Source organism: Actinoplanes sp. CA-030573 (assembly GCF_050951115.1).
In the GTDB taxonomy this organism is placed as follows: domain Bacteria; phylum Actinomycetota; class Actinomycetes; order Mycobacteriales; family Micromonosporaceae; genus Actinoplanes.
Window position 1 is genome coordinate 9,541,732 of sequence record NZ_CP192038.1, and the last position, 25,856, is coordinate 9,567,587.

General features: G+C 71.3%; 27 protein-coding genes. 12 read left to right on the plus strand and 15 right to left on the minus strand.

Annotated features, from left to right (window positions below):
• Window position 1 precedes the first annotated feature (1 nt).
• From ACQP2F_RS44275 to ACQP2F_RS44285, 3 genes are read right to left on the minus strand one after another with little or no spacing between them, the layout of a single operon-like run.
• Window positions 2–460, minus strand: coding sequence for an SRPBCC family protein (locus tag ACQP2F_RS44275; protein ID WP_433298730.1), 459 nt, complete (start codon window positions 458–460; stop codon window positions 2–4).
• 45 nt (window positions 461–505) lie between these two features.
• On the minus strand, window positions 506–1,603 hold the full coding sequence (locus tag ACQP2F_RS44280) for a fumarylacetoacetate hydrolase family protein (protein WP_433298732.1): 1,098 nt from the start codon (window positions 1,601–1,603) through the stop codon (window positions 506–508).
• Window positions 1,600–2,445, minus strand: coding sequence for a hypothetical protein (locus tag ACQP2F_RS44285; protein ID WP_433298734.1), 846 nt, complete (start codon window positions 2,443–2,445; stop codon window positions 1,600–1,602). The genes ACQP2F_RS44280 and ACQP2F_RS44285 overlap by 4 nt, the downstream gene beginning before the upstream one ends.
• A 77-nt stretch (window positions 2,446–2,522) precedes the next feature.
• On the opposite strand from ACQP2F_RS44285, the gene ACQP2F_RS44290 reads away from it, so the two are divergent.
• Window positions 2,523–3,686, plus strand: coding sequence for a homogentisate 1,2-dioxygenase (locus tag ACQP2F_RS44290; protein ID WP_433298736.1), 1,164 nt, complete (start codon window positions 2,523–2,525; stop codon window positions 3,684–3,686).
• On the opposite strand, the gene ACQP2F_RS44295 is transcribed toward ACQP2F_RS44290, so the two are convergent.
• Window positions 3,683–4,522, minus strand: a complete 840-nt coding sequence (locus ACQP2F_RS44295; RefSeq protein WP_433298738.1) for a hypothetical protein — start codon at window positions 4,520–4,522, stop codon at window positions 3,683–3,685. The two genes, ACQP2F_RS44290 and ACQP2F_RS44295, sit on opposite strands and share 4 nt — an antisense overlap.
• 47 nt (window positions 4,523–4,569) lie before the next feature.
• Window positions 4,570–5,781, minus strand: a complete 1,212-nt coding sequence (locus tag ACQP2F_RS44300; protein WP_433298740.1) for a chitosanase — start codon at window positions 5,779–5,781, stop codon at window positions 4,570–4,572.
• A gap of 193 nt (window positions 5,782–5,974) precedes the next feature.
• Here ACQP2F_RS44300 and ACQP2F_RS44305 point away from each other — a divergent pair, with 193 nt between their 5' ends.
• From ACQP2F_RS44305 to ACQP2F_RS44330, 6 genes are all read left to right on the plus strand, one after another.
• Window positions 5,975–7,156, plus strand: a complete 1,182-nt coding sequence (locus tag ACQP2F_RS44305; protein ID WP_433298742.1) for an ROK family transcriptional regulator — start codon at window positions 5,975–5,977, stop codon at window positions 7,154–7,156.
• A gap of 83 nt (window positions 7,157–7,239) precedes the next feature.
• Window positions 7,240–8,511: an ABC transporter substrate-binding protein gene (locus ACQP2F_RS44310; protein ID WP_433298744.1), complete on the plus strand. Its 1,272-nt coding sequence runs from the start codon at window positions 7,240–7,242 to the stop codon at window positions 8,509–8,511.
• Between the two features lie 6 nt (window positions 8,512–8,517).
• Window positions 8,518–9,444 (plus strand): carbohydrate ABC transporter permease, encoded by a 927-nt coding sequence (locus ACQP2F_RS44315; protein WP_433298746.1) that lies wholly within the window; start codon window positions 8,518–8,520, stop codon window positions 9,442–9,444.
• Window positions 9,441–10,325 carry a carbohydrate ABC transporter permease gene (locus ACQP2F_RS44320; RefSeq protein ID WP_433298748.1) on the plus strand — a complete coding sequence of 295 codons (885 nt, stop codon included), beginning with the start codon at window positions 9,441–9,443 and terminating at the stop codon, window positions 10,323–10,325. Before ACQP2F_RS44315 ends, ACQP2F_RS44320 begins: the two co-directional genes overlap by 4 nt.
• Complete coding sequence (locus ACQP2F_RS44325) at window positions 10,322–11,578, plus strand: 6-phospho-beta-glucosidase (protein WP_433298750.1); 1,257 nt, start codon at window positions 10,322–10,324, stop codon at window positions 11,576–11,578. The genes ACQP2F_RS44320 and ACQP2F_RS44325 overlap by 4 nt, the downstream gene beginning before the upstream one ends.
• Entirely contained in the window at window positions 11,575–12,612 is a 1,038-nt protein-coding gene (locus ACQP2F_RS44330; protein WP_433298752.1) for an N-acetylglucosamine kinase, read from the plus strand. The genes ACQP2F_RS44325 and ACQP2F_RS44330 overlap by 4 nt, the downstream gene beginning before the upstream one ends.
• A gap of 616 nt (window positions 12,613–13,228) precedes the next feature.
• Here ACQP2F_RS44330 and ACQP2F_RS44335 read toward each other — a convergent pair.
• Genes ACQP2F_RS44335 through ACQP2F_RS44355 form a run of 5 tightly spaced genes read right to left on the minus strand, consistent with a single transcriptional unit; the run spans window position 13,229 to window position 16,509 of the window.
• Window positions 13,229–14,392: a hypothetical protein gene (locus tag ACQP2F_RS44335; protein WP_433298754.1), complete on the minus strand. Its 1,164-nt coding sequence runs from the start codon at window positions 14,390–14,392 to the stop codon at window positions 13,229–13,231.
• A 34-nt stretch (window positions 14,393–14,426) separates the two neighbouring features.
• Entirely contained in the window at window positions 14,427–14,813 is a 387-nt protein-coding gene (locus ACQP2F_RS44340) for a PPOX class F420-dependent oxidoreductase (protein WP_433298756.1), read from the minus strand.
• Window positions 14,810–15,289 (minus strand): 2-C-methyl-D-erythritol 2,4-cyclodiphosphate synthase, encoded by a 480-nt coding sequence (gene ispF / locus ACQP2F_RS44345; protein ID WP_433298758.1) that lies wholly within the window; start codon window positions 15,287–15,289, stop codon window positions 14,810–14,812. The genes ACQP2F_RS44340 and ispF overlap by 4 nt, the downstream gene beginning before the upstream one ends.
• Before the next feature lie 5 nt (window positions 15,290–15,294).
• On the minus strand, window positions 15,295–15,987 hold the full coding sequence (gene ispD / locus ACQP2F_RS44350; protein WP_433298760.1) for a 2-C-methyl-D-erythritol 4-phosphate cytidylyltransferase: 693 nt from the start codon (window positions 15,985–15,987) through the stop codon (window positions 15,295–15,297).
• Between the two features lie 36 nt (window positions 15,988–16,023).
• Complete coding sequence (locus ACQP2F_RS44355) at window positions 16,024–16,509, minus strand: CarD family transcriptional regulator (RefSeq protein ID WP_030443670.1); 486 nt, start codon at window positions 16,507–16,509, stop codon at window positions 16,024–16,026.
• Window positions 16,510–16,845: 336 nt separating this feature from the next.
• Here ACQP2F_RS44355 and ACQP2F_RS44360 point away from each other — a divergent pair, with 336 nt between their 5' ends.
• Window positions 16,846–17,616, plus strand: coding sequence for a hypothetical protein (locus tag ACQP2F_RS44360; RefSeq protein ID WP_433298763.1), 771 nt, complete (start codon window positions 16,846–16,848; stop codon window positions 17,614–17,616).
• An 8-nt stretch (window positions 17,617–17,624) separates the two neighbouring features.
• Here ACQP2F_RS44360 and ACQP2F_RS44365 read toward each other — a convergent pair whose 3' ends face one another.
• The 4 genes from ACQP2F_RS44365 to ACQP2F_RS44380 are packed head-to-tail and all read right to left on the minus strand — an operon-like array spanning window position 17,625 to window position 21,002.
• Window positions 17,625–18,083, minus strand: coding sequence for a DUF6023 family protein (locus tag ACQP2F_RS44365; RefSeq protein ID WP_433307882.1), 459 nt, complete (start codon window positions 18,081–18,083; stop codon window positions 17,625–17,627).
• Window positions 18,083–19,144, minus strand: coding sequence for a type III polyketide synthase (locus ACQP2F_RS44370; RefSeq protein ID WP_433298765.1), 1,062 nt, complete (start codon window positions 19,142–19,144; stop codon window positions 18,083–18,085). Before ACQP2F_RS44370 ends, ACQP2F_RS44365 begins: the two co-directional genes overlap by 1 nt.
• A complete protein-coding gene (locus ACQP2F_RS44375) occupies window positions 19,138–20,292 on the minus strand; it encodes an acyl-CoA dehydrogenase family protein (RefSeq protein ID WP_433298767.1) in 1,155 nt (384 codons plus the stop codon). The genes ACQP2F_RS44370 and ACQP2F_RS44375 overlap by 7 nt, the downstream gene beginning before the upstream one ends.
• Window positions 20,289–21,002, minus strand: a complete 714-nt coding sequence (locus ACQP2F_RS44380) for a methyltransferase domain-containing protein (protein WP_433298769.1) — start codon at window positions 21,000–21,002, stop codon at window positions 20,289–20,291. The genes ACQP2F_RS44375 and ACQP2F_RS44380 overlap by 4 nt, the downstream gene beginning before the upstream one ends.
• A gap of 46 nt (window positions 21,003–21,048) precedes the next feature.
• Here ACQP2F_RS44380 and ACQP2F_RS44385 point away from each other — a divergent pair, with 46 nt between their 5' ends.
• The 4 genes from ACQP2F_RS44385 to disA all read left to right on the plus strand — a co-directional run bounded on the left by ACQP2F_RS44385 (window position 21,049) and on the right by disA (window position 25,338).
• Complete coding sequence (locus ACQP2F_RS44385) at window positions 21,049–21,876, plus strand: UbiA family prenyltransferase (RefSeq protein WP_433298771.1); 828 nt, start codon at window positions 21,049–21,051, stop codon at window positions 21,874–21,876.
• Window positions 21,877–22,006: 130 nt separating this feature from the next.
• Complete coding sequence (locus ACQP2F_RS44390) at window positions 22,007–22,615, plus strand: hypothetical protein (protein WP_433298773.1); 609 nt, start codon at window positions 22,007–22,009, stop codon at window positions 22,613–22,615.
• 30 nt (window positions 22,616–22,645) lie between these two features.
• The gene (radA, locus tag ACQP2F_RS44395; protein WP_433298775.1) at window positions 22,646–24,064 is read left to right on the plus strand and encodes a DNA repair protein RadA; all 1,419 of its coding nucleotides are present in this window, start codon (window positions 22,646–22,648) and stop codon (window positions 24,062–24,064) included.
• An 83-nt stretch (window positions 24,065–24,147) separates the two neighbouring features.
• Entirely contained in the window at window positions 24,148–25,338 is a 1,191-nt protein-coding gene (disA, locus tag ACQP2F_RS44400; RefSeq protein ID WP_433298777.1) for a DNA integrity scanning diadenylate cyclase DisA, read from the plus strand.
• On the opposite strand, the gene ACQP2F_RS44405 is transcribed toward disA, so the two are convergent.
• Complete coding sequence (locus ACQP2F_RS44405) at window positions 25,335–25,850, minus strand: 2'-5' RNA ligase family protein (RefSeq protein WP_433298779.1); 516 nt, start codon at window positions 25,848–25,850, stop codon at window positions 25,335–25,337. The two genes, disA and ACQP2F_RS44405, sit on opposite strands and share 4 nt — an antisense overlap.
• Between the last annotated feature and the right edge of the window lie 6 nt (window positions 25,851–25,856).

Sequence of the window (25,856 nt, forward strand, 5' to 3'; positions counted from 1 at the left end):
GTCAGGCGGCCGCGGCCAGATCGTCGAGGTCGCGGCGCAGGGCGCCCTCGGCGGTGCCGGCCGCGAGACCGCCGAAGATCAGGGCGAGGAACCGGCCGGCCGGGGCGGTGGCGTTGCCGTCCTGGACCACGGTGACCATCGTGCCGCCGCGATGACGACCGGCCACGATCGGAACGAACGAGTAGGTCATCCGGTAGTCGGCGCCGATGCCGGGCGAGGCGACCACGAAGCGCTCCGGGATCACGCACTCGATCACGTGGAACTCCTCGGTGATCTCGCCGCCGTCGGCCATCCGCCGGGTCTCGCGCCAGGCCGTGCCCACTCCGAACGGGCCGGAGCCGAGCAGCTCGACCGCGGTCACGGCGGACAGCCGGTCGCGGCGGCGGGCCAGGTCGGTGAACACCTGCCAGACCGCGGCGACGGGCGCCTCGATCAAGCGTGTCACCGCGACCGTCGACATAGCGTGACCTCCCGCGTACACGCTACGAGGGTAAGGCGCGAAAGACTAGGCGAGGATGGTTCCGGTCACTTCGCCCAAACCGATCTCCACGCCGGCCGCGCCGATCGCCGTACCGCTGATGGTGACCTTGTCGCCGTCGGCGAGGAAGCCGCGGAGGCTGCCGTCCGAGAGCTTGACCGGCTCGGCGCCGTTCCAGGTCAGCTCCAGGAACGAGCCGACCTGGTCGCGCTCGGGACCGGAGACGGTGCCCGAGGCGAAGAGGTCGCCGGTGCGGACGTCGGCGCCGTTGCTGGTCAGGTGGGCGAGTTGCTGGGCGGCCGTCCAGTACATCGAGGCGAACGGCGGCGACGAGACCCGGGTGTCGTTCCAGTCGATGCTCAGCCGGAGATCAAACGCCGGGCCGGGCGGCTGCAGGTAGGGCAACGGCGGCGGATCTTGCGGCTGATGCTCCCGGGAAGCGAGCGCCGCCAGCGGCACCACCCAGGGCGAGACCGAGGTGGCGAACGACTTGGCCAGGAACGGTCCGAGCGGGCGGTACTCCCAGGCCTGGATGTCGCGGGCCGACCAGTCGTTGACCAGCGTGATGCCGAAGACGTGCTCCTCGAAGCCGGTGGTGGCGATGCGCCGGCCGGGCACGCCGACCACGAAGCCCACCTCGGCCTCGACGTCGAGCCGCCGGCACGGGCCGAACTCGCCGTCGCCCAGCTGCCCGTGCGGGCGCAGGATCGGCGTGCCCGAGACCACCACGGTGCTCGACCGGCCGTGATAGCCGATCGGCAGGTGCCGCCAGGCCGGCGGCAGGTCGGGCGCCTCGGGCCGCAGGATCGCGGAGACGTTCCGCGCGTGGTGCTCGGACGAGTAGAAGTCGGTGTAGTCGGCGACCTCGAACGGCAGGTGCAGGGTGACGTCGCTGAGCGGGATGCGGTCGGCGCCACGGGACACAAATTCGGTGATCGCGGCCCGCGCGGCCGTCCACTGTGCCCGGCCGGCGGCGAGCAGCGGGTTCAGCGTGGGTGCGGCCAGCAGCCCGCCGAGGGGCGAAAGATCAACAACGGACGACCCCAGACGTACGCCGAGACGGCGCTCGCCGCGGGGACGGCTGAAGACCCCGTAGGGCAGGTTCTCGATGCCGTAGAGGCTCACTCGGGACCACCGTTGATCAGGCCGAGCCGGACCAGCTCGGTGAGGGGCTCGACCACGTTGGCCGCGCCGAAGCCGACGAAGAGCGGGCGGGGGCCGTCACGACGCAGGCGGGACGGCTCAACCAGGGGCAGCGGATGGGTGGCCGCCAGCAGCTCGGCGACCTCGGCGACCTCCGCGCCCTCGACGGCCAGGATGGCGGCCGCGAGCACGTTCAGGAAGCCGTGGTGGGTGAAGCCGGTCTCGGGGTCGGTGTGCCGGATCGCATGACGCAGCCCGGCGGCCAGCCGGAACGGCAGGTCCCGGTCGCGGCAGGCGCAGACCACCGCGGCCAGCTCGACGGGCGTCGGGAACAGCTCGGCCGCGAGCCCGCCGACCCGGAACTTGGGCGCGATGCGCAGACCCTCGGCGCGGCACTCGGCGACGGTGTCGAGGGCGCCGAGCAGCCCCCAGCTGAGCGGAATCTCCGCGTACACCTCGATGTCCTTGTCGTTGCCGGCAAGCGCGCGCAGCTGGCCCAGCCCGGGTTGCGGATCTTCGCCGCGCCGGGCCACCGGCGCCTCCACGTGCAGGACCACCGCGCCCGCCGTCCGCAGCTTCTCGACAGCGACCGGCAAGGCGCTCACCGGGACGTCGCCGACCAGCGCGACCGGCACCTCCCGGGCCGGCAGGTCGCCGCCGATCAGCGACGCCGGCACGAGGAGCGGCCCGAGCAGGCCGGCGAACCAGCCCGCTCGATGCTCGCCGTGCTTGGCCACCGCGTCGGGCAGGCTGACGAAGCTGGGCGGAAGCAGGGACGCGTCATCGACCAGCCCGGCGAAGAGCGAAGGCACCAGCGTTGACACGAAACTGAACCTAATAGACGCTTCGAGAGGCGGACAACCACGTCCGCTATGTCGGTTTCACCGGGTGGGAGGCAACGATGCCGTACTACCGCAGCGTCGGCGAGGTGCCACACAAACGGCACACTCAGTTCCGGCGCCCCGATGGCGGTCTGTACGCCGAGGAACTGATGGGACAGGAGGGGTTCTCCTCCGATTCGTCCCTGCTCTATCACCGGCACGCGCCGACCGCGATCGTGTCGGCCGACGCCTTCACGCCGCCGCCCTCGGCGCAGACGGCCAACCTGCCGCTCAAGCCCCGTCACCTGCGCACGCACAAGCTCGACGCCGGTCCGGCCGACGCGGTGCTCGGGCGGCGCCCGCTGCTGGCCAACAACGACGTCCGGATCGGGTACGTGGTCGCCGACCGGCCGTCCCCGCTCTACCGCGACGCCGTCGGCGACGAGTGCCTCTACATCGAGGAGGGCACCGCGATCATCGAGTCGACGTTCGGCCGGCTCGAGGCCGGCACCGGCGACTACGTGATCATTCCCACCTCGGTCATCCACCGGATCGTGCCGCAGAACGGCCCGGTGCGGATGCTGACGATCGAGGCCACCGGGCACATCGGGCCGCCGCGGCGCTATCTCTCGGTGCGCGGCCAGTTCCTCGAGCACTCGCCGTACTGCGAGCGCGATCAACGCGGCCCCGGCGAGCCGCTGCTGGTCGACGGGACCGACGTCGAGGTTTTCGTGAAGCACCGGGCGGGGTGGACCCGGCACGTGTACGCGCATCACCCGTTCGACGTGGTCGGCTGGGACGGCTGCCTCTACCCGTGGGCGTTCTCGATCCACGACTTCGAGCCGATCACCGGGCGGGTGCACCAGCCGCCGCCCGTGCACCAGACGTTCGAGGGGCCCAACTTCGTGGTCTGCTCGTTCGTCCCGCGCAAGGTCGACTACCACCCGCTGGCCATTCCGGTGCCGTACAACCACCACAACGTCGACTCGGACGAGGTGCTCTTCTACACCGGCGGCAACTACGAGGCGCGGCGCGGCTCGGGCATCGAGCAGGGGTCGATCTCGCTGCACCCGAGCGGCTTCACCCACGGCCCCCAGCCCGGCGCGGTCGAGCGGGCCCTGGGCGTCGAGGCGTTCGACGAGCTGGCGGTCATGGTCGACACGTTCCGCCCGCTGGACCTGTGCGAGGCGGCGCTCGCGGTCGAGGACACCGGTTACGCCTGGACCTGGAACCGCAACGCCTAATCCAGCACAGCGACTTCCACGGTGAGGCGGGCCGGCACGGGCTTCTCCTTCGGAAAGGTCAACACCCGCAGCGCGTACGTGTGGGTGTCGCCCTTCTTTCGCAGGCAGTACCGCCGGTCCGCCTCCAGCTGGTAATAGTCGTCGACGAAACTGACGCCGTTGGCCGGTTCACAGGCCGCCGCCGCGATGAACGGGTCGCCGTTGGAGAAGCCGAGCGTGACCCGGTGCGCGATCGGCTGGATCACCCAAGTCCGCTCGTCGGCGCCGGCGCAGTTCTGCTCGTGCTCGCTCTTGCCCGGGCTCACGCACATCAGCGAGACGTCCCCGGTGTACGCGTCGGTGCCGCGCCGTGGCGGGTCGAGCCAGAGCGCGCCTTGGGGCAGTTTGTCGCCCGTGCCCATCGGCACCTGCACCTTGACAACCGTCGCACCTGACCTCGGCGTCGCCCCGCCACCGGCGGATGTCGGCCCACCGGCCGCCGCCGGCGCGCTGGACGCCGGCCCGCTCGTCGCTCCTCCGCTCACCGCCACGTCCGGGTCACCCGCGGGCGGCTGACAGCTCGCGTCGCCGCCCGTCGCGCCACCGCCCGTTGCGGCCGGCCCGCAGCTTGATGCCACGCTCGGCGCCGATGCTGCCGGCAACCCCAGGCCGTTCGACTTATCGGATTTATCGGCTTGAGAGCGGTAAAGCGCCACCGCAAACGTCCCCGCCGCCAGCACGATGAGCGCGATCGCGCCCGCCAGCCAACCGCGGCCGAGCCGCTCCCGTCGCATCAGTACGACGGTGACGATCACGAGCAGCACGACCGCGGCGCCGGCCAGCAGGAGATCGACCATGCTCGACAAGGTACCCGGGACCGGCGACCGGTCCCGGGCACCGACGCTCAGCCGATGTGGAAGCTCTCGCCGTACACCTTGAAGTCGAGCGGTGTGTTCAGATCGAAGTTGCCGTTGTTCAGGAAGACCCGCTGCGCGGTGTCCACCCGGGACGTGTCCGAGTGGGCCTCCTCCTTCTTCATCTCGACCACGCGCTCGTTCAGGAACACGTTTAGCCAGGCCTTCTCGTCGCCGCCCTGGGACGGCGGCTTCGCCTTGGCCAGCGCCCGGCTGCGGATGGCACGCATGCCCTCGTAGCCGTGCATGACCGAGGCGTCGTAGTAGGCGAACTGGCCCAGCGCCCGGACGCCGTCCGCCTTGCCGTCCCGCACCGACGGCGTGAAGTAGACGCGGTCGCGCTCGGTCTCCTGGGCGGCCTGGAACACCGGGTCGGCGGCCGCGGTCTTCCAGTCGCGGGTGAAGTTCGGGTCGAGGCCGCTGTGCGAGTCGCTGCCGTTGACGTTGCGCAGCGCCGGCAGGTACTTGGCGAGCACATTGGACGGCTTCGTGGCGGTATACGCCTGCACCAGCTCGAGCATGTCGCCCGTACCGGAGCAGAAGCCGATGATCCCGGCGGTGTAGCCGCGTCCGTCGCCGATGTCCTCGATGTACGCGAACTGCGCCCGCCAGTCGAGCGACGAGTTCTCGGCCGCCGAGACGAGCTGCATGGCGACCTCCTTCTTCGCCGGATCGTCCAGGTTCTTGCCCGAAGGGGCAGAGGTGGCCGGGGTCGTGGGAGGGGTTCCGCCGGGCATGGCCCAAGTCTGGTTGGCCGCGTTGGTGCACGTCCAGATCTGCAGCCGGGTGCCGTTCGCCGAGCTCTTGCCGGTCACGTCCAGGCATTTGCCCGACCCGGAGTTGACCAGCGCGCCGTTCGAGACGGTCCATTTCTGGGCGCCGGTCGCATTGCAGTCGTAGAGCTGAATCTTGGCTCCGTTCGTCGTCGAGCCGCTCGTGACGTCCAGGCATCTGCCCAGCGCACGAATCGACCCGTCCGCGTTCCCGACCGTCCATTGCTGGGCCGAGCTGCCGTTGCAGTCGTAGAGCTGGACGGCGGCGCCGTTGACGGACGAACCGCCGGCGACGTCGATGCACTTGCCACCGAGCCCGGTGATCGGTCCGGCGGTGGCGGCGCTGGCCGGGAGCAGACCGTAGACGACGGCTGCGGCGGGGACGACCAGGCCCAGTGAGGCGTACGCGAGTCTCCTCACGCGTTTCATAGCGCTCCTCGAGAGGGGGATTACGGGGATGGCGCGCGCGATGGGTCGAGACGCTACAACTGTTAAAGAGGTTTATCAATCCCTGTCAATGACGAGGTCTAGGCTGCCGAGGTGGGCCTTGACACAGGCGGGGCCCATGCCTACCGTCCGAGGCAACTGTTAGTCAGTTTGCCAATCACCACCGGGAGCCCTGTTGACGCGTCTGGCCGGCTCGTCCAAGCTGCTCCGCGCCATGAACGAGAGCGCGGCGCTCGCGCACCTGCTCGACCCGGGCATGCTGACCCGGTCCGACCTGCGCAAGCTGACCGCGCTCTCAACTCCGACGATCTCCGAGGTGCTGCGCCGGCTCACCGACGCGGGCCTGGTCAACGTGGTCGGCCACAACAGCGGCCGGCCGGGGCCGAACGCGGAGATCTACGCGGCCAACCCCGACGCGGCGTACGCGGCGGCGGTCTCGGTGCGCGACATCGGCACCAGCGGCACGCCGTCGGTCACCGCCGCGCTCTGCGACCTGACCGGCTCGGTGCGGGCCCGCTTCGAGTCCCGCGTCGACTTCCTGGCCACCCAGCCGGCCGACGCGCTGGTCGACGTGGTTGCCCGGCTGCGCGACGAGGCCGGCGTCCCGGCCGATCGGATCCGGCACGTGCAGCTCGGCGTCCCCGGCTCGTACGACGCGCGCACCGAGACCATCCGCCACGTGGACGTGCCCGGCTTCGGCCGTACCGGCCTGGTGCCGGAGATCGCCGCGGCGCTCGGCACGCACATCGGTGTCGACAACGACGTGAACCTGGCCGCCGTGGCCGAGCGCCGGCGCGGCACCGGCCGGGACGCGGACGGCTTCGCGCTGCTCTGGATCGGCCAGGACGGCCTCGGTCTCGCCATCGACATCGCCGGCTCGCTGATCCGCGGCGCCCGCGGCGGCGCCGGCGAGATCGGCTACATGCCGCTCTACTCACCCGAGTCGAGCCAGCGCAAGCTCGACCTGCAGGACCTGTTCGGCGGCGCGGCCATCCTCGAGCTGGCCGCCGACAACGGCATCACCGGGGACACGCCGGCCGACGTGGTGCGTGCCGCCGCGTCGGCGGCTGCCCCGTCGAGCGAGTTCCTAACCGCATTGGCCGATCGCATCGCGGTCGGCCTGGCCGCGGTCACCGCCGTGCTCGACCCCTACCTCGTGGTGCTCGCCGGCCCGATCGCCCAGGCCGGCGGCGACACGCTGCTGACCGCGGTGACCGCCGCCGCCCGCCGCACCGCGCCGCTGGAGAGCTCGATCGCGGTCACCACCATCGACGACGACGCGGTTCTGCTCGGCGCCCTCGACGCCGGGCTCACCGCCGTCCGGGAAGCCCTGATCACCGCAATTCGCGACAGCTGATCCCCCCGCTGCACTGAGCCAGTTGAGAGGCCGAAGTGAACAAACGGATACCCCCTGCCCTTTTTGCCCTCGGTACCGCCGTTTTGCTGACCACCGCGTGCACTCCCGCGCCCAAGGAGGAGACGAAGATCGCTGATCCCGGGACGCAGGTCTCCGGGACCGTCGAGCTCTGGCACTTCTTCACCGAGCGCGAGGCCGCCGCCATCGACCAGGTGATCAAGGACTTCCAGTCGACCCACCCGAACATCAAGGTGACGGTCAAGCCCGGGCAGGACGACTCGAAGGTCACCCAGGCCATCGGCGCCGGCAACGGGCCCGACGTCGGGCTGTCCTACTCCACCGACATCGTGGGCAAGTTCTGCTCGTCGGGCGCTTGGGTCGACCTCACGCCGTACATCAATCGCGACAAGACCGACCTCAACCAGCTCAACGCCACCACCCGGCAGTACACCGAGTTCGGCGGCAAGCGCTGCGCCATGCCGTTCCTCGCCGACGCCTACGGCATGTACTACAACAAGGACATGTTCGCCAAGGCGGGCATCGCCGGGCCACCGAAGACCCTCGACGAGCTCACCGAGGACGCCAAGAAGCTGACGGTCAAGAACCCCGACGGCTCGCTGAAGACGGTCGGCTTCCTTCCGCTGTACGACTTCTACGAGAACGCGGCGGCACACCTGGCCCCGGCCACCGGCGCCAAGTGGCTGACCGAGGACGGCAAGTCGGCGGTCGGCACCGACCCGAACTGGAAGACGCTGCTGACCTGGCAGAAGAACCTCGTCGACTGGTACGGCTACGAGAACCTCAACAAGTTCCGGGCCTCGCTCGGTGACGAGTTCAGCGCCGACAACGCGTTCCAGAAGGGCCAGGTCGCGATCAACATGGACGCCGAGTACCGCCTGGCGTTCCTGAAGGACCAGGCACCCAAGCTCAAGTACGGCGTGGCGCCGATACCGACCGCGGACCCGGCGCGCTACGGCGGCGGCTACGTGACCGGCAACATCCTGGGCATCTCCAAGAACGCCAAGAACCCCGAGGCGGCCTGGGAACTGATCAAGTACCTGACGACGAACGACCAGGCCGTCACGAAGCTGGCGAACCTGATCAAGAACGTGCCGACCACGCAGAAGGCGATCGCCGACCCAACGCTGAACGCGGACGCCGACTTCAAGACGTTCATCGACATCTTCAACAACCCGAACTCGGCGACCACGCCGCCGTCCGCCTCGGGCCCGGCCTACCAGGAGACGTTCGGCAAGTTCCTCACCGACTACCAGGCGGGCAAGGTGAAGGACCTGGACGCCGGCCTGAAGACGGCGGACCAGCAGATCAACAGCGTCATGACGCTGGGTGGCTGAGCAGCGATGACGGCCGTCCGCCTCCGCAAGAACCTGACGACCCTGTCGTTCCTGGCACCCGCGCTGATCGGCATCGCGGTGTTCTTCCTCTACCCGCTGATCTCGGCGGTGTACTTCTCGTTCACCAAGTTCGACCTGCTCTCCGTGCCGGAGTGGGTCGGGCTGGACAACTACAAGCGGATGGCGGACGACCCGTTCCTGCTCCAGTCCGTCCGGAACACGCTGTGGATGGTGGTGGTCTTCGTCCCGGCCCGCATCGTCGGGGCGATCGGGCTGTCCATGTTGCTCACCCAGTTCCGGCGGGGTGCGGGCTTCTTCCGTACGGTGTTCTACCTGCCCGCGCTGGTGCCGCCGGTGGCCGCCACCATCGCGTTCGTCTACCTGCTCAAGCCCGGCACCGGTCCGGTGAACCACTTCCTGGAGAAGATCGGCATCGACGGCCCGCTCTGGTTCAACTCCCCCACCTGGGCGAAGCCGTCGCTGGTCCTGCTCGGCCTGTGGGCCATCGGCGACCTGATGGTGATCTTCCTGGCCGCGGTGCTGGGCGTTCCCGAGAGCCTCTACGAGGCGGCGTCGCTGGACGGCGCGAACGCCTGGCACCGGTTCCGGTCGATCACGCTGCCGTCGATCCGGCCGGTGATCCTGTTCGCGGCGGTCACCGGCGTGATCTACACGTTGCAGTACTTCGACCAGGCGGCGGTGGCCGGCTCGATCGCCAGCGGGCAGGCCACCACCGGCGCCGGGATCTCCCAGTCCTTCGGCTACCCGGAGGGCTCGACCTTCACCTATCCGCTCTGGCTCTACACCGTCGGGTTCCGCTACAACGCGCTCGGCTACGCGAACGCGCTGGCCATCGCGCTGTTCGTGGTCGCCTTCGCGGTGACCGTCATCCTGATGCGCCGGGCCAAGGCCTTCTCCGGGGAGGAATCGTGACGGCCGTACTTCTCCCTACCGAGCCGGTACTCGAGCCGGCTCCGGCCCGGCGCATCCGGCGGCAGAACCGGCTGGCGTGGATCGCCAAGCACAGCATCGGGATCGTGCTGGCGATCATGTTCGTGACGCCGGTCGTCTACCTGCTGCTGCTCTCGCTGATGACCAGCAACCAGGCGCTCACCAGCGACTACTGGCCGAACACGTGGCACCCGGAGAACTACGTCAAGGTCTTCCAGGCCACGCCGTTGCCGCGCTACCTGCTGAACACCGTGATCTACGCGGTCTCGGCCACGGTGCTGACGCTGGCGTCGAGCGTGCCGGCGGCGTACGCGCTCGCGAAGTTGAAGTTTCGCGGCCGCAACGTGCTCTTCCTCGTCATCATCTGCGTGATGATGTTGCCGCCGCAGGTGGTGACCGTCCCGCTCTACCTGATGTGGGCGCGGTACCACCTGACCGGATCGCTGTGGCCGCTGATCATTCCGGCGCTGTTCGGCGATGCGTTCTGCATCTTCCTGCTGCGGCAGTTCCTGCTCACCATCCCGTCCGAATATCTGGACGCGGCCCGGGTGGACGGCTGTGGCGAGTGGCGGACGCTGCTGCGCGTGGTGCTGCCGATGGCCAAGCCGGGCATCGCGGCCGCCGGCCTGTTCCAGTTCTTCTTCTGCTGGAACGACTACTACGGGCCGCTGCTCTACACGAGCGAGAACGAGAAGGCGTGGACGCTGACGCTGGGCCTGGCGTCGTTCCGGACCGTCCACCACGTCGACTGGAACCTGGTCACGGCGGCAACGGTGCTGGCGATGGCTCCTCTGATCATCATTTTCTTCTTCGCTCAGCGTGCATTTGTGCAGGGCATTACCTTGACGGGGTTCAAAGGGTGAAAATCGCGGTTATCGGTGGCGGCTCGACGTACACGCCGGAGCTGGTGGACGGCTTCGCGCGGCTCGGGTCGATGGTCGACGAGCTGGTCCTGATCGATCCGGCCTCGTCCCGCCTGGAGATCGTCGGCGCGTTCGCGGCCCGGATCTTCGATCACTACGGCCACCCCGGCAAGATCACCTGGACCTCCGACCTCGACGCCGGCGTGACCGATGTGGACGCCGCGGTGATCCAGCTGCGGGTCGGCGGGCAGGACGCGCGGATCAGCGACGAGACGTTCCCGCTCGAGTGCGGCTGCGTCGGCCAGGAGACGACCGGCGCCGGCGGGCTCGGCAAGGCACTGCGTACGGTCCCGGTCGTGCTCGACGTCGCGGAACGCATCCGCAAGCGGGCCAAGCCGGGCGCCTGGATCATCGACTTCACCAACCCGGTCGGCATCGTCACGCGGGCGCTGCTGGACGCCGGGCACAAGGCGGTCGGGCTGTGCAACGTCGCGATCGGTTTTCAGCGCCGGTTTGCCGCCTACCTCGGCGTCGACCCGTCCGCGGTCGTGCTCGACCACGTCGGCCTGAACCACTTGACGTGGGAGCGGCGTGCCCTTGTGGACGGTGTTGATCGTCTTCCCGGGCTGATCTCGTCGTTTGGCCAAGACATTTCGGACATGGTGGACGTGCCGCTGTCGATCGTCGAGATGCTTGGCAACGTGCCTTCCTATTACCTCTCGTACTTCTACAACCACGACAAGCACGTACGGGAATCGCTCGGCGCCCCGACCCGCGGGCAGCGCGTCGCCGAGATCGAGGCGACGCTGCTCGAGATGTACCGCGACGTGACGCTGACCGAGAAGCCGGCTCTGCTCGGCGAGCGCGGCGGCGCCTACTACTCGGAGGCCGCGGTCGGGCTGCTCGCCTCCCTGTACGGGCACGACGACTCCGCGGTCCACTCGGTGAACGTGCGCAACAACGGCGTTCTGCCCTTCCTGCCCGACCACGCGGTCATCGAGGTCTCGGCCCGGGCGGGCCTCGAGGGGCCGGCGCCGTTGCCGGTCACCCCGCTCGCGCCCGACCTGGCCGGACTCATCACCCACGTCTGGGGGTACGAGGAACTGGCCGTCGAAGCCGCGATCAAGGGCGGCCGTGATCGCGTCTACCGTGCCCTGCTCGCCCACCCGCTGATCGGCCAGCACGAATACGCCGACGCGCTCGCGGACAAGCTCATCGCGGCCGGCCGAGACCATCTCGCGTGGGCCCGATGAGAGCGCTCTATCTGGCGATCGACGGGGGAAACTCGAAGACGGACGTGCTGCTCGGCGACGAGTCCGGCGCAATCCTCGGGTTCGTCCGGGGCGGCACGTCGTCCCCGCACAACGTCGGCCTGCCCGGCACGATCGAGGTGCTGGGCCGCCTGATCCGGGCCGTGCACGAGGACGCCGGCCTGCCGCTCGGCGCCCCGATCGAGGCGATCGCCGTCTACCTGGCCGGGGCCGACCTGCCGATCGAGGTGACCCGGCTGCACCAGGCGATCGAGGCCGAAAGCTGGGCGCGTACCACGATCGTCGACAACGACTGCTTCGCGATGCTGCGGGCCGGCACCGCGATGTCCGACGCGGTCGTGGTCGTCTGCGGCGCCGGCAACAACTGCGTGGGCCGTGCCGCCGACGGCCGCACGTCCCGTTTCCTGGCCCTGGGCCCGATCACCGGCGACTGGGGCGGCGGGCACGACCTGGCCGACCACGCCCTGCGGTCGGCCGCCCGCGGCGAGGACGGCCGGGGCCGCCCGACCGCGTTGTCCCGGGCCGTGGCCGACCACTTCGGACTGCCGTCGGTCGAGGCCGTGAGCATCGCCCTGCACTTCGGCGACCTGCCGATGGACCGGATCTTCGAGCTGGCGCCGGTCCTGTTCGAGGTGGCCGCGACCGGCGACGAGGTGGCGTCGGCCCTGGTCGACCGCCAGGCGGCCGAGATCCTGGCCCAGCACCGGGTGGCCGCCGACCGGCTGGGCCTGCTGCAGCTGCCGCACGCCCTGGTACTGGGCGGCGGCGTGTTACGGGCCCGCCATCCCCAGCTCCACAACCAGATCGTCGAGGGCGCGCGCGCCCAGGCCCCGTACGTGCAGATCTCGGTCCTGGAATCCCCACCGGTAGCCGGCGCCGCGTTGCTGGCGCTGGACGCTTTCGGCGTCGCCACGAACGCCGAGCCGGCGCTGCGAGCGGCCATCGCCGGCCGCCGCCCGATGATCGTCCCACCCGCCACCCTCGACGGCGCTCGCCTGGACCCGATAGCCGACTGAGGCGCCCTTTGCTCTGCTCACCAATACGCGCGGCCGGGTGTGAGACGTGCAGCTCTGCTCACTCTGGCGCGCGGGCTGGGGATAGTCGGCGGAAAGTGTCGTACCCAGGCCGTATTTTGCCCCCACCCAGTGACGAGGGTGGGGTGCGTAAGCCCTCCGGCCAGCTGCGACGCGCCCGCTCCGCGGCGTGCGCTTCCCGGTCCCGGTCGGCGATCTTGATGAGTAGCTGTAGCGTCACGGCGGGAAGTCATCAGGATCGCTGACGTTTGGGCCGCGCCGGGATGATGAGCCGGCGCTCGGCGCGGGCAGCCATAAGGGGTCGGCGCTCGCGGGGTATGGCGATGACGAGTCGGGGCTCGCGCGGCATGGCGGAGATGAATGTGGGCTCGCTGGGGCGCGGCAACTTCGCGAAGGTCGGACGCAGCGGGACTGGCGCGCGTATTGGTGAGCAAAGCGCAGCAAGGGGCGCATATAGGTGAGCAGAGCAAAGCGGCGTGCGGAGCGAGCGGCGCGCGCCGGCGAGCAGGGCAAAGGCGCGTCGAGGTTGCGCAACTCGCGGAGCAGCCGGCGCGCGGGACCGAGCGGCGCGTATGGGTGAGCAGAGCGAAGGGCGGCGTCAGCGGCGGAGCAGGACCAACAAGCCGGCCACCGCGGCCAGCGCCATACCGGCCACCAGCGGGACCACCCCGCCGACCAGCGCGTAGACCGGCAGCAGCACGGGAGCGGCGAAACTGAGGTACGCGGCCGCGGCCAAGGGGCGGTTCGACGCCCGCAAGTGGGTGAGGGCGGCGGCCGGCGAGCCGGGCACGTTGCGGTTCAGCCAGAACGTCACGCCGGCCAGGATCACCAGGCCGATCACGCCGGCCCACATGCGCGAGATGCCGTCGCTGGCCAGCGTCATCGCGGCCGCGACCACGGCGGCGACCAGGGTCGCGTTGGTGGCGATCCGGACGCCGCGGCGGACCGCGTCGATCTGTTCGGCCGACAGGTCCAGCACCGGGCCACGCGGGCGGCTCACGGCCGGCTCGCCGGTCCAGGTCGCGGACGTGCGGGACGGCGGCTCGTCGGGGACGGGACGGTCGGGCGCCTGGTAGGGGCGGGGAAACGGATTCGGGTAGGGGTCGTCGGGGACCGGCTCGTCGGAGGGTACGGGTGGGACCGGCAGCGTCGCCTCGTCGGCCAGCTCCTCCAGGGCCTGGGCCCAGCGCCGGCGTTCGAAGCGGACGATGCCCACGTCGCTCTGGGCGTCACCGATCGCCGGGTCCAGGTCGAGGGCTTCCGCGTACGCCCGCTGGGCCAGCTCGAACAGGCGCAGGCGCGCGGCCACGACGGCGAGGACCAGGTGCGCCTCGGGCTCGGCGGGCGCGACCCGGACGCCGTTCCACGCGGCGTTCAGCGCCTCCTGGCCGTTGCGCGACTCACTCAGCAGGGCGGCGCCGGTGCGCTGGGCGTACGCGTCGGCGGGCCAGCGGCGCAGGATGTCGGTGGCGACCCGGGCCGCGTCGCCGTAGCGCCGGCTGTCGGCGAGCGCCATCGCGCGTACGACCAAGGTCGTCAGCGTCTCGGGCGCGGCCGCGAAGGCCCGCTCGGCCGCCGCGAGCGCCTCCGACGGCTGGTCGGCGGCCAGATGGATCCGGGCCAGGGTGGCCAGCAGGCTGGGCTCGTCCGGCGCCGCTGCGAGGCCGGCCGCGATCTCCCCGGCCGCCTCGTCGTAGCGGCCGAGGTCGGCGAGCAGCAGGGCGCGCTGCCGATACTCCTCCGGCGTGCTGTCGGGATCCACGTGTCGAGCGTATGCGCCCGCCGCACTCCGGCCGCTAGTGGGTGATCACGTTGGTGGGGGTGATCCGGCAGACCACTCGCACGCCGCCCGGCGTCGGCGTGAACGGCTTCCCGTCGTACTTGTGGCTCAGCTCGTCGATCAGCTCGTCGCCGCCCTCCTCGACCAACGTGACCGTGCCCTCGACAGTGAAGTAGAAGTACGGGTCGGCCGGGTCGTACGCGCAGAGCGACACCCGCGGGTCGCGCTCCATGTTCCGGGTCTTGCGCCGCCCCCGGATCGTCGAGAACAGGACGTCGTCGCCGTCCCGCTTGACCCAGACGACGGTGGACTGCGGGCTGCCGTCCGCGTTGATCGTGGTGATGACGGCGAACGTGGTCGAGTCGAGGAGGCGGCGGACGGTGTCCGGAAGCGAGACAGTCATGCCTCGATCTTGCACACCAGCGCGACGGCCGTCGCGGCCAGCCCCTCCCCGCGCCCGGTGAGGCCGAGCCCGTCGGAGGTCGTGCCGGAGACGGTGACCGGCGCCCCGACGGCCGCGGAGAGCACGCGCTGCGCCTCGTCCCGCCGCTTGCCGATCTTGGGATGGTTGCCGATGACCTGGATCGAGACGTTGACGATCTCGAAGGAGGCGGCCCGCAGCAGGCGCGCGGTCTCGGTCAGCAGCGCCGCGCCCGACGCACCGGCCCACTCCGGCCGGCTCGTCCCGAAGTTGCTGCCCAGGTCGCCGAGCCCGGCCGCGCCGAAGAGGGCGTCGCAGGCGGCGTGGGCGGCGACGTCGGCGTCGGAGTGCCCGGCCAGCCCGGTCTCGTCCGGCCAGAGCAGGCCGGCCACCCAGCAAGGGCGGCCGGGAGCGAACGCGTGCACGTCGGTGCCGATGCCGACCCGCTGACTGATCACGAACGTCAGCCTAGAGGCAGCAGGGCCTCGGCCAGGATCAGGTCGAGCGGGCGCGTGATCTTCATGGCCAGCTCGGAGCCGGGGACGCAGGTGACCGGCAGCCCCGCCTTCTCCACCAGGCCGGCGTCGTCGGTGAGGGCCCCGGCCGCCCCGGCGTGCGCGGCCGCCAGCACCTCGTGCCGGAAGCCCTGCGGCGTCTGCACGCTGCGGAGGACCGATCGGTCGACGGTGCCGAGCACGACCTCGCCCGGGCCGACCTCTTTGATCGTGTCGACCACCGGCAGCACCGGGATCACCGCCGGGTGGCCCTCGCGCACGGCGGCGGCCACCGACTCGATCAGCTGCGGCGGCGTGAGCGCGCGCGCCGCGTCGTGCACGAGCACGATGCCGATCTCGGCCGGGACCGCGGCCAGGGCGAGGGAGACGGACTCCTGCCGCTCGGCCCCACCGGCCACCACGATCACCGGCGCCACCGGGGCCAGCAGCTCCCGGACGGCCTCGACCTCGGTGGCCGGTGCGGCCACCACGATCTGGCGCACCGAGCTCGCGGCGGCGACCCGGCGGATCGCGTGCACGAGCAGCGGTTCCCCGCCGAGCAGTCGCAGCGCCTTGGGACCGCCCGGGCCGAGCCGCAGGCCGGCGCCCGCGGCCGGAACAAGGACCGCGACGTCACCCCGAGCATTGAGCTGCGCGGTCACGTCGCGGTCCTGTGCAGAGATTTTTGGTTGTGCAGATCAGGCCTCGGTGAGGACCTTGTCGAGCAGAACCTCGGCCTCGTCCTTGGTGCTCTTCTCCGCGAGAGCAACCTCACCGACCAGAATGTCGCGGGCCTTCGCCAGCATGCGCTTCTCTCCGGCCGAGAGACCACGCTCGCGCTCGCGCCGCCAGAGGTCACGAACAACCTCGGCAACCTTGAGGGGGTTACCGGAGGCCAGCTTCTCGAGATTGGCCTTGTAACGCCGCGACCAGTTGGTCGGCTCCTCGGTGTGCGGGGCGCGGAGGACGTCGAAGACCTTGCCCAGGCCTTCCTCGCCGACCACTTCACGCACGCCGACGATCTCGGCGTTCTCAGCGGGCACCCGAACGGTCAGATCACCCTGGGCGACACGCAGAACGAGATACTGCTTTTCCTCGCCCTTGATGACCCGAGTTTCGATTGCCTCGATGAGTGCGGCCCCGTGGTGGGGGTAAACAACGGTCTCGCCGACACTGAAAACCATAGGTTCGAAGCCCCTTTCGCTGTGTCTAGGGTAACACGCTCAGGCAGCTATGTCCCACCCTGGCCGTGACTGTTAGTGCAGCTCAGGGGCCTTGTGACGGGCCTTTCTACGGCTTGACAGGAGCGTCCGGAGCTGCCTCAGTAACGGAATGTGACGAAAGAGTGACCGCTTTGCCCAGCGAGTCGGATATTTCGCACCTACACCGTTTGCGAGGTCAAGCTTATCGCTAAGGTCCGGAAGCACGCACTACTGGCGGTCGAGCGAAGGTTAAGGAAGGCTGGACGTCAGGTTCCCCGACCGAAGATTCACAGGGTCGGCCAGGGGGGAAGGTGAGTCATGGCAGGTCCGAGCGACAACGGCGGATGGTCGTCCGACAACGGCTCGCCCGACGACCTGCCCGACCTCCCGGAAGAGTGGGGCGTCATCGTCATTCCGGACGATCTGTCCGAGCTCTCCGACGAGGTCGAGGCCATCCGCGCCGAGCTGCGCGTCGCCGCCCGGCCGTCCCGCTGGCGCCGCTTCGTCAACCGGCCGGCCGCCCGCCGCCTGCGCAAGATCATCAACGCCGGCGTCCGCGCACCCGTCTTGATCATCTCGATGGCGGTGCTGGTCACGATCGCCAGCCTGGTCGCGTCCGCATGGCCCGGCCCGCCCCGCCAGCCCGCGACCCAGCGCACCGCCGGCACGACCGAGGAGCACGCCGAGACGCTCCCCGCGCTCGAGCTGCTCGGCCCCGACGGGCAGAACGTGTCGCTGCGGGGGCGGCTACCGGCTGTGATCCTGATGATCGACGGCTGCGACTGCGCCGGTCTGGTGTCCGACACGATCGCCGCGGTGCGGCCCGAGATCGCCGTGGTGACCGTCTCGGCCGCCACGGCCGGCGTCAGCACCGGCGTCACCCCGCCCACCGGCGCGACACCGCAGGCGCAGGGCAAGACCGTACGCCTGCTGAAAGATCCGAGCGGCAACGTGCGCAGCCAGCTCAAGGTCGGCAAGCCCGACGGCACGGCGGCGGCGGTCCTGGTCGACCGGGGCGGCACCATCGTCCGCCGCGCGCCCCGGGTCGCCGAGGTCGCCCAGATCCAGCCCGATCTGGCCAGGCTCTAGAAACAGCTCTATCCGGGCGCGGTCCGCACCAGCGCGTAGCGGAAGATCACCGGCCCGGCCTCGTTGACCGAGACGTGCAGGCGCAACTGCCCCGACGTGCTCACCGTGAAGCTGTCCGCCGGCTCGCCGCCGGCGCAGCTCAGCCCGTGTCCCGAGTCGGAGCCGGCCTCGCCGAGGCTCACCCGCACCTGGCTCTCCGCCGGGCCCACGCAGACCACCGACACCTGGAACTCGCCCGACTCGACGTCGGAGAGCACCAGGTGGTCGCGGCCGGCCGAGAGCGCGACCGTGTCGCCGGCCTCCTGGTCGCCGGCCTCGGGCAGCAGCTCCTGGGCGCTGCGCCGCCACTGCGCCAGCCGCGGGTCGGGATCGTCGTGCGGCGCCGCCCGCAGCCACCAGAGACCGCCGCCGGCCAGCAGCACGAGGGCGCACGCATAGAGCACTATGCCGCGCGCCCGGTCGTCCATCACGTTGTGACTGTAGAGGTCTCGAGCAGCGTTCCGTAGAGCGTGAGCCCCGGTCCGAAGGCGAGCATCACGACGCGTTCCGGCGGCGCCGCGCGACGGCGCAGGGCGTCGAGCACCAGCAACACGGTGGGTGAGGAGCAGTTCCCGTACGCGGAAAGCACGTCCCGCGACGCAGTGAGCGCCGTGTCATCCACGCCGAGCCGCTCCTGCACCACGTCGAGGATCTTGGGACCGCCCGGGTGCACGGCCCAGCCGTCCACGTCACCGATCCGCAGGCCGTTCCGGGCCAGCAGGTCGACGACCATCTTGCGGACGTGCAGGGCGAGCACGTCGGGCACCCGCGGCGATAGCCCCATCCGGAAGCCCAGATCCGTCACCTCCCACGTCATGTGGTCGGCGGTCGTGCTGTCGGTGATCGCGGCGACCTCACGCACCGCGTACCCGGGAGAGCCCGGCGTGAGCACGACGGCGGCCGCCGCGTCCGAGAAGAGCGCGTGGGAGACGATCTGCTGTACGTCGGCCTGCCCGCCGGCCGGCTGCAGATGCAGGCTGGTGAGCTCGGCGCAGAGCAGCAACGCCGGCCGGCCCTGGGCGACCACGAAGTCGGCGGCGGTGCCGAGGCCGGGCAGCGCCGCGTAACAGCCCATGTGCCCGACGAAGAGCCGCCGCACCTCCGGCGCCATCCCCAGGTCGCGGGCGAGCAGGATGTCCAGCCCCGGCGTCGCGTAGCCGGTGCAGGAGCAGACCGCGAAGAGCCCGATCTCGTCGGCCGTGACGCCCGCGTCGGCCAGCGCCCGCTCGACCGCCTCCTTGCCGAGCGGCACGGCCTCGACCTGGAACCGGCGCATCCGGCGCTCGGTCGACCAGTCCGAGACGTCCTCCAGCAGCGGGCTCACGGCGGCCTGCCGGGTGGTCACCCCGGAGTTCGCGAAGATCCGCTGAGCGAGCGTACGGCGGGCGCCCGAGTACCGGTTCGCGAAGAACTCGGACCAGACCTCGTCCTGCCGGACCGTCGGGGGCAGCGCGACACCCACGCCCGCGATCGTCGCCGAGGTCACCATCGGGGCGCGGACCCCTCGGAGTCGGCGTCGCCGCCGAGTGCGTCCACGCCGAGCCAGTCGGCGCAGACGTCGCTGGTGGCCGGTTGCAGCGAGCCGGCCCGGGCATCGCGGTAAAGCCGTTCCAGCGGATGCCCGCGGCGCATCGCCGACGTGCCGGCCGCCTCCAGCATCGACGCCGCCACCTCGGCCGCGGTCGTCCCGGCCAGCAGCTTGGCCCGCCACACCCAGCGGTTGGTCTCGGGGTCGCCGGGCGCGGTGTCGACCCGGCGGGCCGCCTCCAGCACGGCCAGGTGGGCGGCGGCGACCGCGGCGTCGGCCCGGCCGATCCGGGCCCGTACGGCCGGCAGGTGGCCGAGCTTGCGCTCGTTGACGTGCTCGATCGCCGCGTCGACCGCGGCCCGGGCCACGCCCACGTAGACGGCGGCGTAGCTGGCCACCATCCAGTGCGGCGCGAGCTGGGCCACCACCAGGGCCAGTCCCTCGACCCCGCCGAGCAGCGCGCCGGCCGGCACGGTCACGTCGACGTGCAGATCGTGCGAGGAGGTGGCGCGCATGCCGAGCGCGTCCCAGGTCGGCTCGACCCGCAAGCCCTCGCCGGCCGGCACCAGGAACTGCGACACCTGGCTCGGGTCGGCGGCGCTGCGGGCGGCCACCAGGTACGCGTCCGCGTGCCCCGCGCCCGAGCAGAACGTCTTGGCGCCCCGGATGTGGAAGCCGCCGTCGACCGCCTCGTAGGAGGTCTTCATCTGCGACAGCCGGGAACCCACGCCACGCTCGCTCATCGCCACCGCGTACCAGGCGCCCTCGGCCGCCGCCCGCAGGTAGTCGTCGCGGGCCCGGATCGCCTCCGGCGGCAGTCCCAGCGCCTCGGCCAGCTCGTCGGTCACGCCGCTGAGGGCGCCGGTGACCGAGGCGTGCATGTTGAAGATCAGCGCGGTGGCGCCGTTGCCGCGGGCCAGCTCGTACGCGATCGCCGCGTAGTCCGCGAACCCGGCGCCGGCCCCGCCCAGCCGCTCGGGCGTCATCAACCCGAACAGGCCGGCCCGGCGCAGGTCGGCGAAGTCGTCGGCCGGAAACGTGCCGTCCCGGTCGTGTGCGGCCGCGCGGGCCGCGAACCGGGGCGCCAGCCGCCGGGCTTCGTCGATCATGAACGCTCCTCCTTGCGACCGGTCCCCTGGTAGAGCACCGCGGTCAGGCCGGTCGGCACGATCCGGCCGCCGGTTCGTTCGCGTCGCAGCAGGCCCCACCGGATCAGGCCGCCCAGGGTCGGGCGAGCGCCGCGTACCCGGAGACGTACCCCGTGCCGGGCACATTCATCGATCAATCTTTGTGGCCTGACGAACAGCGCCGGGTCGTGCAGGTTCTTGGGGGCCAGACCCACCAGCTCGCCGAGGGTGACCGTGACGAACCGGCTCAGCGGGTTGTCGTTGACCGTGTCCAGCACCAGCAGCCCGCCCGGCTTGAGCACCCGGGCCAGCTCGGCCACCGTCCCCGGCAGGTCGGTCACGTGCTCGAGGATCTCGCCGGCCGCCACCACGTCGGCCGAGCCGGTCGCCAGCGGCAGCGCGGTCACGTCGCCGTTGACCGGCCGGACCCCGTGATCGGCCGCCGTGCGCAGGCCGGACTCGCGGAGGTCGACGCCCACGTGGTGGTAGCCCTTGCCGGCCAGATGCGGCGCCAGCAGCCCGCCGCCGCAACCGGCGTCGACCAGCACCGCGCCGGGCCGGGCGGCCGGCGGGATGAGGGACGCCCGCGCCGCCGCGAGCCAGTGCAGCAGCTCGAAGCCGCCGCCCGGACGCCACCACTCGGCGGCCAGCTCGTCGTACTGACGCGGGTCGTTACGAGGCATCGACCGCATGTGATCGAGCGTGGCACGCATCCGGCACAACCACCACACTGCTCCCATGGCCCGCGCGCTCGCCTTGATCAAGTCGTCCCATCCCGAGCCTGGGCTCGCGGTCACCGTCGCGATGACGTTGCTGGCCGCCGGGGTCGGTCACCGGGGCTGGGCGATCCCCGGGATCTTCCTGGCGGTGCTGGCCACACAGCTCGCGGTGGGCTGGGTGAACGACTGGCTCGACGCGGCGCGCGACCGCGTCGCCGGGCGGGGCGACAAGCCCATCGCGACCGGTGCGGTCTCCCGGCGTACGGTGGGAATCGCCGGACTGATCGCCTCCCTCGCCGTTCCCCTGCTCGCCGCGCCGTTCGGCCTCGAGCCGGCGCTGATCCTCACGGTGGCCACCGTCTTCGCGCTGCTCTACGACTGGCCGCTGAAGTCCACGGTGTTCTCGGTGGTGCCCTACCTGGTCGCCTTCGGCCTGCTCCCGGCGTTCGTGGTGACCGCGCTCCCCGGCCATCCGGCGCCGCCGTCCTGGCTGGTCGCGGCCGGTGCGCTGCTGGGTGGCGGCGCTCATTTCGCCAACGTGCTGCCCGATCTCGAGGACGACGCGGCGACCGGCGTGCGTGGCCTGCCCCACCGGCTCGGCGCCGCCGGCTCCACCCTCGCGGCCGCGATTCTCCTCCTCGGCGCGACGCTCACGCTGGTCTTCGGTCCGGACGGGCCTCCGTCGTGGGCGGGCTGGGCGGCCGCGGCGGCCTCCGTCGTGGTCCTTCCCCTCGGCTGGTACGCGTCGAAGCGGGCCACGGGGCGGCGGGTGGCCATGTTCCGGGCGGTGATCATGGTGGCCTTGATCGACGTCCTACTGCTGATCTTCAGCGGTCGGGTGGTGTGAATGGACGGGTCGGCGCACGAGCCGGATCACCGCCCTCTACGCTGAGCGGTGGGCTCCACCGACATTTTCTTGGAGGATCGTGATGCGCTCGCTGGGAACCCGCCGTGTCGCACAGGCCGCGGGTGCCGCGATGATCGCCGTGATCGCGCTCGCCGGCTGCTCGGCCGGTCAGGTCGCCGAGACCGCCCTGCTCAAGTCGCCGATCTCCGGCCTCAACACGCAGAGCCCCGACGGCAAGCTGCTCATCCGCAACCTCCAGATCAGCTACAACAACCCGAAGGGCTACCCGGCCAACGGCGCCGCACCGCTCGAGGGCAGCTTCTTCAACCAGGGCACCGACCCGATCACGGTGACGATCACCAGCCGGCCGCAGACCGACGTGGTGGCCAACGTCGTCTCGGCCCAGCAGGTCGGCCTCGGCCCGGCGCCCGCCGCGAGCTCGGCCGCCCCGGCCCCCGACGCGTCGGCCTCGGCGCCGGCCGCTCCCGCGTCCGCGCTGCAGCCGGCGAAGTTCACGATCGCGCCGCTGGGCAGCCAGATCTTCCTGACCACCACCAACCCGGCGCTGCAGGCGGCCGGCCTGAGCAACGATCTCCGGCCGGGCTACTCGCTGAGCCTGACCGTCCAGGTCGCGGGTGGCCAGCCGTTCGACGTGATCGCGCCGTTCGCGGTGCCGACCTCGCCCGCCTCCCGCGGTCCGGCCGTCGTCGACGACGAGGGCAAAGAGTCCGAGGGCTGAATTGTCGTACCGTCCGGCTAGCTTGTCCGGGTGACGACCTCCCGCACGGCCCCGAAGGCCGCCAAGCCCGCCTTCGTCTGCGACGCCTGCGGGCACCAGCCGCCGAAATGGCTCGGCCGGTGCCCGGAGTGCGGCGAGTGGGGCTCGGTCATCGAGTCCACCGTGACCAGCCCGCTCGGCGCCGGTCGGGTGGTGGCCTCGCGCATGCCCGCCGAGCCGGCCCGGCCGATCGCCACCATCAGCGCCGCCCCGGCCAAGGCGGTGCCCACCAACGTCAGCGAGCTCGACCGCGTGCTCGGCGGCGGTCTGGTGCCCGGCGCCGTGGTTCTGCTCGCGGGCGAGCCGGGTGTGGGCAAGTCCACACTGTTGCTCGACGTCGCCCAGCAGTGGGCGGCCGGTGCCGGCACCCCGTCACTGGTGGTGAGCGGTGAGGAGTCGGTGAGCCAGGTCCGGCTGCGGGCCGAGCGGCTCGGCGCCCTGCACGACCGGCTCTACCTGGCGTCCGAGAGCGACCTCGGCGCGGTGATCGGCCATCTCGACGCGGTGAAGCCCGGCCTGCTGGTGCTCGACTCGGTGCAGACCATCTCCGCCCCCGGCACCGAGGGCGTGCCCGGCGGCGTCACCCAGGTCCGCGCCGTCACCGCGGCGCTGGTCGGCGTGGCCAAGGAGCGCGGCATCGCCACCGTCCTGGTCGGGCACGTCACCAAGGACGGTCAGGTCGCCGGCCCCCGCGTGCTCGAGCACCTGGTCGACGTGGTGCTGCACTTCGAGGGCGACAAGCACTCGTCGCTGCGCCTGGTCCGGGGCGTGAAGAACCGCTTCGGCGCGGCCGACGAGGTGGGCTGCTTCGAGATGCACGAGGGCGGCATCGCCAGCCTGGCCGACCCGTCCGGCCTGTTCCTCACCCGCTATCAGGAGCCGGTGCCCGGCACCTGCGTCACGGTCGCGATGGAGGGCCGGCGCGCGCTGGTCACCGAGGTGCAGGCGCTGATCGGGGCCGAGGTGCAAGGCTCGCCGAGGCGTACGGTGTCGGGCCTCGACAGCGCCCGGCTGGCCATGGTGCTGGCCGTCCTCGAGCGCCGCACCAAGCAGCTGAAGCTCTACAACCGCGAGGTCTTCGCGGCCACGGTCGGCGGCATCCGCCTGATCGAGCCCTCGGCCGACCTCGCCATGGCGCTGGCCGTCGCCTCCGGCGGCCTCGACCTGGCGATGGCGCCGACGCTGGTCGCGATCGGCGAGGTCGGCCTGACCGGCGAGATCCGCCGGGTCGGCGCCGTGGGCCGGCGGCTGGCCGAGGCGGCCCGGCTCGGCTTCCGCGAGGCGCTGGTCCCGCCCGGCTGCGGCCCCGACGGCTCGGCGCCCAAGGGCATGCGGGTGACCGAGGTGAGCGACCTACGCTCCGCATTGCAGACCGCCGCCCGCGCCTCGGCCGACCACGGTTCGCGGTGACGCAGCGTGAGTTTTCATCACGCTACGGAGCATTCATCGAACCACGCCTCGTTGGCCTGGATGACAGTCCGTAGAATGTACAGGTGCCGCTCGACCGCGATGGTTCCAAGCCCGCCGCCGCCACCCCGACGCCACGACCAGGCGTCAATGGTTCGGCGCGCCCCTCGGCGGCAGCCTCGTCCACTCCCGGCCTGTCCGGTGGCGGCGTGAGCGCCGATCCGCTGCGCGCCAATCTGGCGCTGATGGCGCCCGGCACCGCCCTGCGCGACGGTCTCGAGCGCATCCTGCGGGGCCGCACTGGCGCGCTGATCGTGCTCGGCCACGACGCCGTGGTCGAGAGCATCTGCACCGGCGGGTTCCCGCTCGACGTGGAATTCTCGGCCACCCGCCTGCGTGAGCTGTGCAAGATGGACGGCGCCGTCGTGCTCTCGTCCGACGGCACCCGCATCGTGCGCGCCGCCGTCCACCTGATGCCCGACCCGTCGATCCCGTCCGAGGAGTCCGGCACCCGCCACCGCACCGCCGAGCGGGTCGCCAAGCAGTCCGGTTTCCCGGTCATCTCGGTTTCGCAGTCGATGCGGATCATCGGGCTCTACGTGAACGGTCAGCGCCACGTCCTCGACGACTCGGCCGCGATCCTCTCCCGGGCCAACCAGGCCCTGGCCACCCTCGAGCGCTACAAGCTGCGCCTCGACGAGGTCTCCGGCACCCTGTCCGCGCTGGAGATCGAAGACCTGGTGACCGTCCGCGACGCGGTGGCCGTGGTCCAGCGCCTCGAGATGGTCCGCCGCATCGCCGACGAGATCTCCGGCTACGTGGTCGAGCTCGGCACCGACGGCCGCCTGCTGGCCCTGCAGCTCGACGAGCTGATGGCGGGCGTCGACGCCGACCGCACCCTGGTCATCCGCGACTACCTGCCGACCGGCCGCAAGGCGCGCACGCTCGACGAGGCGCTGGTCGAGCTCGACCTGCTGTCGGCCACCGAGATGATCGACCTGGTCGCCGTGGCGAAGGCGATCGGTTACCCCGGCGCCTCGGATGCGCTCGACGCCGCGGTCTCGCCGCGGGGCTTCCGCCTGCTGGCCAAGGTCCCGCGTCTGCCCCAGCCCATCGTCGACCGCCTGGTCGACCATTTCGGCAGCCTCCAGCGCCTCCTGGGCGCGACGGTGGAAGATCTACAGGCCGTCGAGGGCGTCGGCGACGCACGAGCCCGTGGCGTCCGTGAGGGCCTCTCCCGCCTGGCCGAGGCCTCGATCCTGGAGCGGTACGTCTAGCTGATCGGCTCGGCCACGCCGTTCGCGTGGTCGGTGACCGACGCTCCCACCACGGTCGCGCGGATCGGCAGGAACTCGAGGCAGCGCCGCACGGCCGCGCCCATCTTCGGGTTCGGCACCCGCATCGAGATCGTGCAGTGCGGCACCCAGCGCCCCGGCCCGTACAGATCCCAGACTTCGACGCCGCCCGCGACCAGGCCCTCATGCACACGCCGATGGTGTTCCAGCAGCTCGGCGGTCGGCACCACGCCCAGCCACAGCACCCGCCCGAGGAACTGGCCGACGAAGTCGAGGTCGAGCGTCATCTCCCGGGCCACCCGCATCCCCGACAGTGCGGCGACGACCTCGGCCGGCGCCAGGGTGCGGGCCGCCGCCAGCGACACGTGTGGACGATGCTTCTGCGCCAGCAGCGACCCCATCGACGGGATGCCGTCGGACTCCAGGGCACGCCACAGCGTCCGGACCCGGCGCGTGGCGTCGACGTCCAGGTAGAGCTCGATCGCGGCGACCACTGAGGA

Excerpts from the sequence above, each read along its gene's own strand:
- ACQP2F_RS44275 (WP_433298730.1), bottom strand. The coding sequence starts at position 460 with ATGTCGACGGTCGCGGTGACACGCTTGATCGAGGCGCCCGTCGCCGCG.
- ACQP2F_RS44290 (WP_433298736.1), top strand. The coding sequence starts at position 2,523 with ATGCCGTACTACCGCAGCGTCGGCGAGGTGCCACACAAACGGCACACT.
- ACQP2F_RS44295 (WP_433298738.1), bottom strand. The coding sequence starts at position 4,522 with ATGGTCGATCTCCTGCTGGCCGGCGCCGCGGTCGTGCTGCTCGTGATC.
- ACQP2F_RS44300 (WP_433298740.1), bottom strand. The coding sequence starts at position 5,781 with ATGAAACGCGTGAGGAGACTCGCGTACGCCTCACTGGGCCTGGTCGTC.
- ACQP2F_RS44315 (WP_433298746.1), top strand. The coding sequence starts at position 8,518 with ATGACGGCCGTCCGCCTCCGCAAGAACCTGACGACCCTGTCGTTCCTG.
- ACQP2F_RS44330 (WP_433298752.1), top strand. The coding sequence starts at position 11,575 with ATGAGAGCGCTCTATCTGGCGATCGACGGGGGAAACTCGAAGACGGAC.
- ACQP2F_RS44340 (WP_433298756.1), bottom strand. The coding sequence starts at position 14,813 with ATGACTGTCTCGCTTCCGGACACCGTCCGCCGCCTCCTCGACTCGACC.
- ACQP2F_RS44355 (WP_030443670.1), bottom strand. The coding sequence starts at position 16,509 with ATGGTTTTCAGTGTCGGCGAGACCGTTGTTTACCCCCACCACGGGGCC.
- ACQP2F_RS44360 (WP_433298763.1), top strand. The coding sequence starts at position 16,846 with ATGGCAGGTCCGAGCGACAACGGCGGATGGTCGTCCGACAACGGCTCG.
- ACQP2F_RS44365 (WP_433307882.1), bottom strand. The coding sequence starts at position 18,083 with ATGGACGACCGGGCGCGCGGCATAGTGCTCTATGCGTGCGCCCTCGTG.
- ACQP2F_RS44370 (WP_433298765.1), bottom strand. The coding sequence starts at position 19,144 with ATGGTGACCTCGGCGACGATCGCGGGCGTGGGTGTCGCGCTGCCCCCG.
- ACQP2F_RS44375 (WP_433298767.1), bottom strand. The coding sequence starts at position 20,292 with ATGATCGACGAAGCCCGGCGGCTGGCGCCCCGGTTCGCGGCCCGCGCG.
- ACQP2F_RS44380 (WP_433298769.1), bottom strand. The coding sequence starts at position 21,002 with ATGCGGTCGATGCCTCGTAACGACCCGCGTCAGTACGACGAGCTGGCC.
- ACQP2F_RS44385 (WP_433298771.1), top strand. The coding sequence starts at position 21,049 with ATGGCCCGCGCGCTCGCCTTGATCAAGTCGTCCCATCCCGAGCCTGGG.
- ACQP2F_RS44390 (WP_433298773.1), top strand. The coding sequence starts at position 22,007 with ATGATCGCCGTGATCGCGCTCGCCGGCTGCTCGGCCGGTCAGGTCGCC.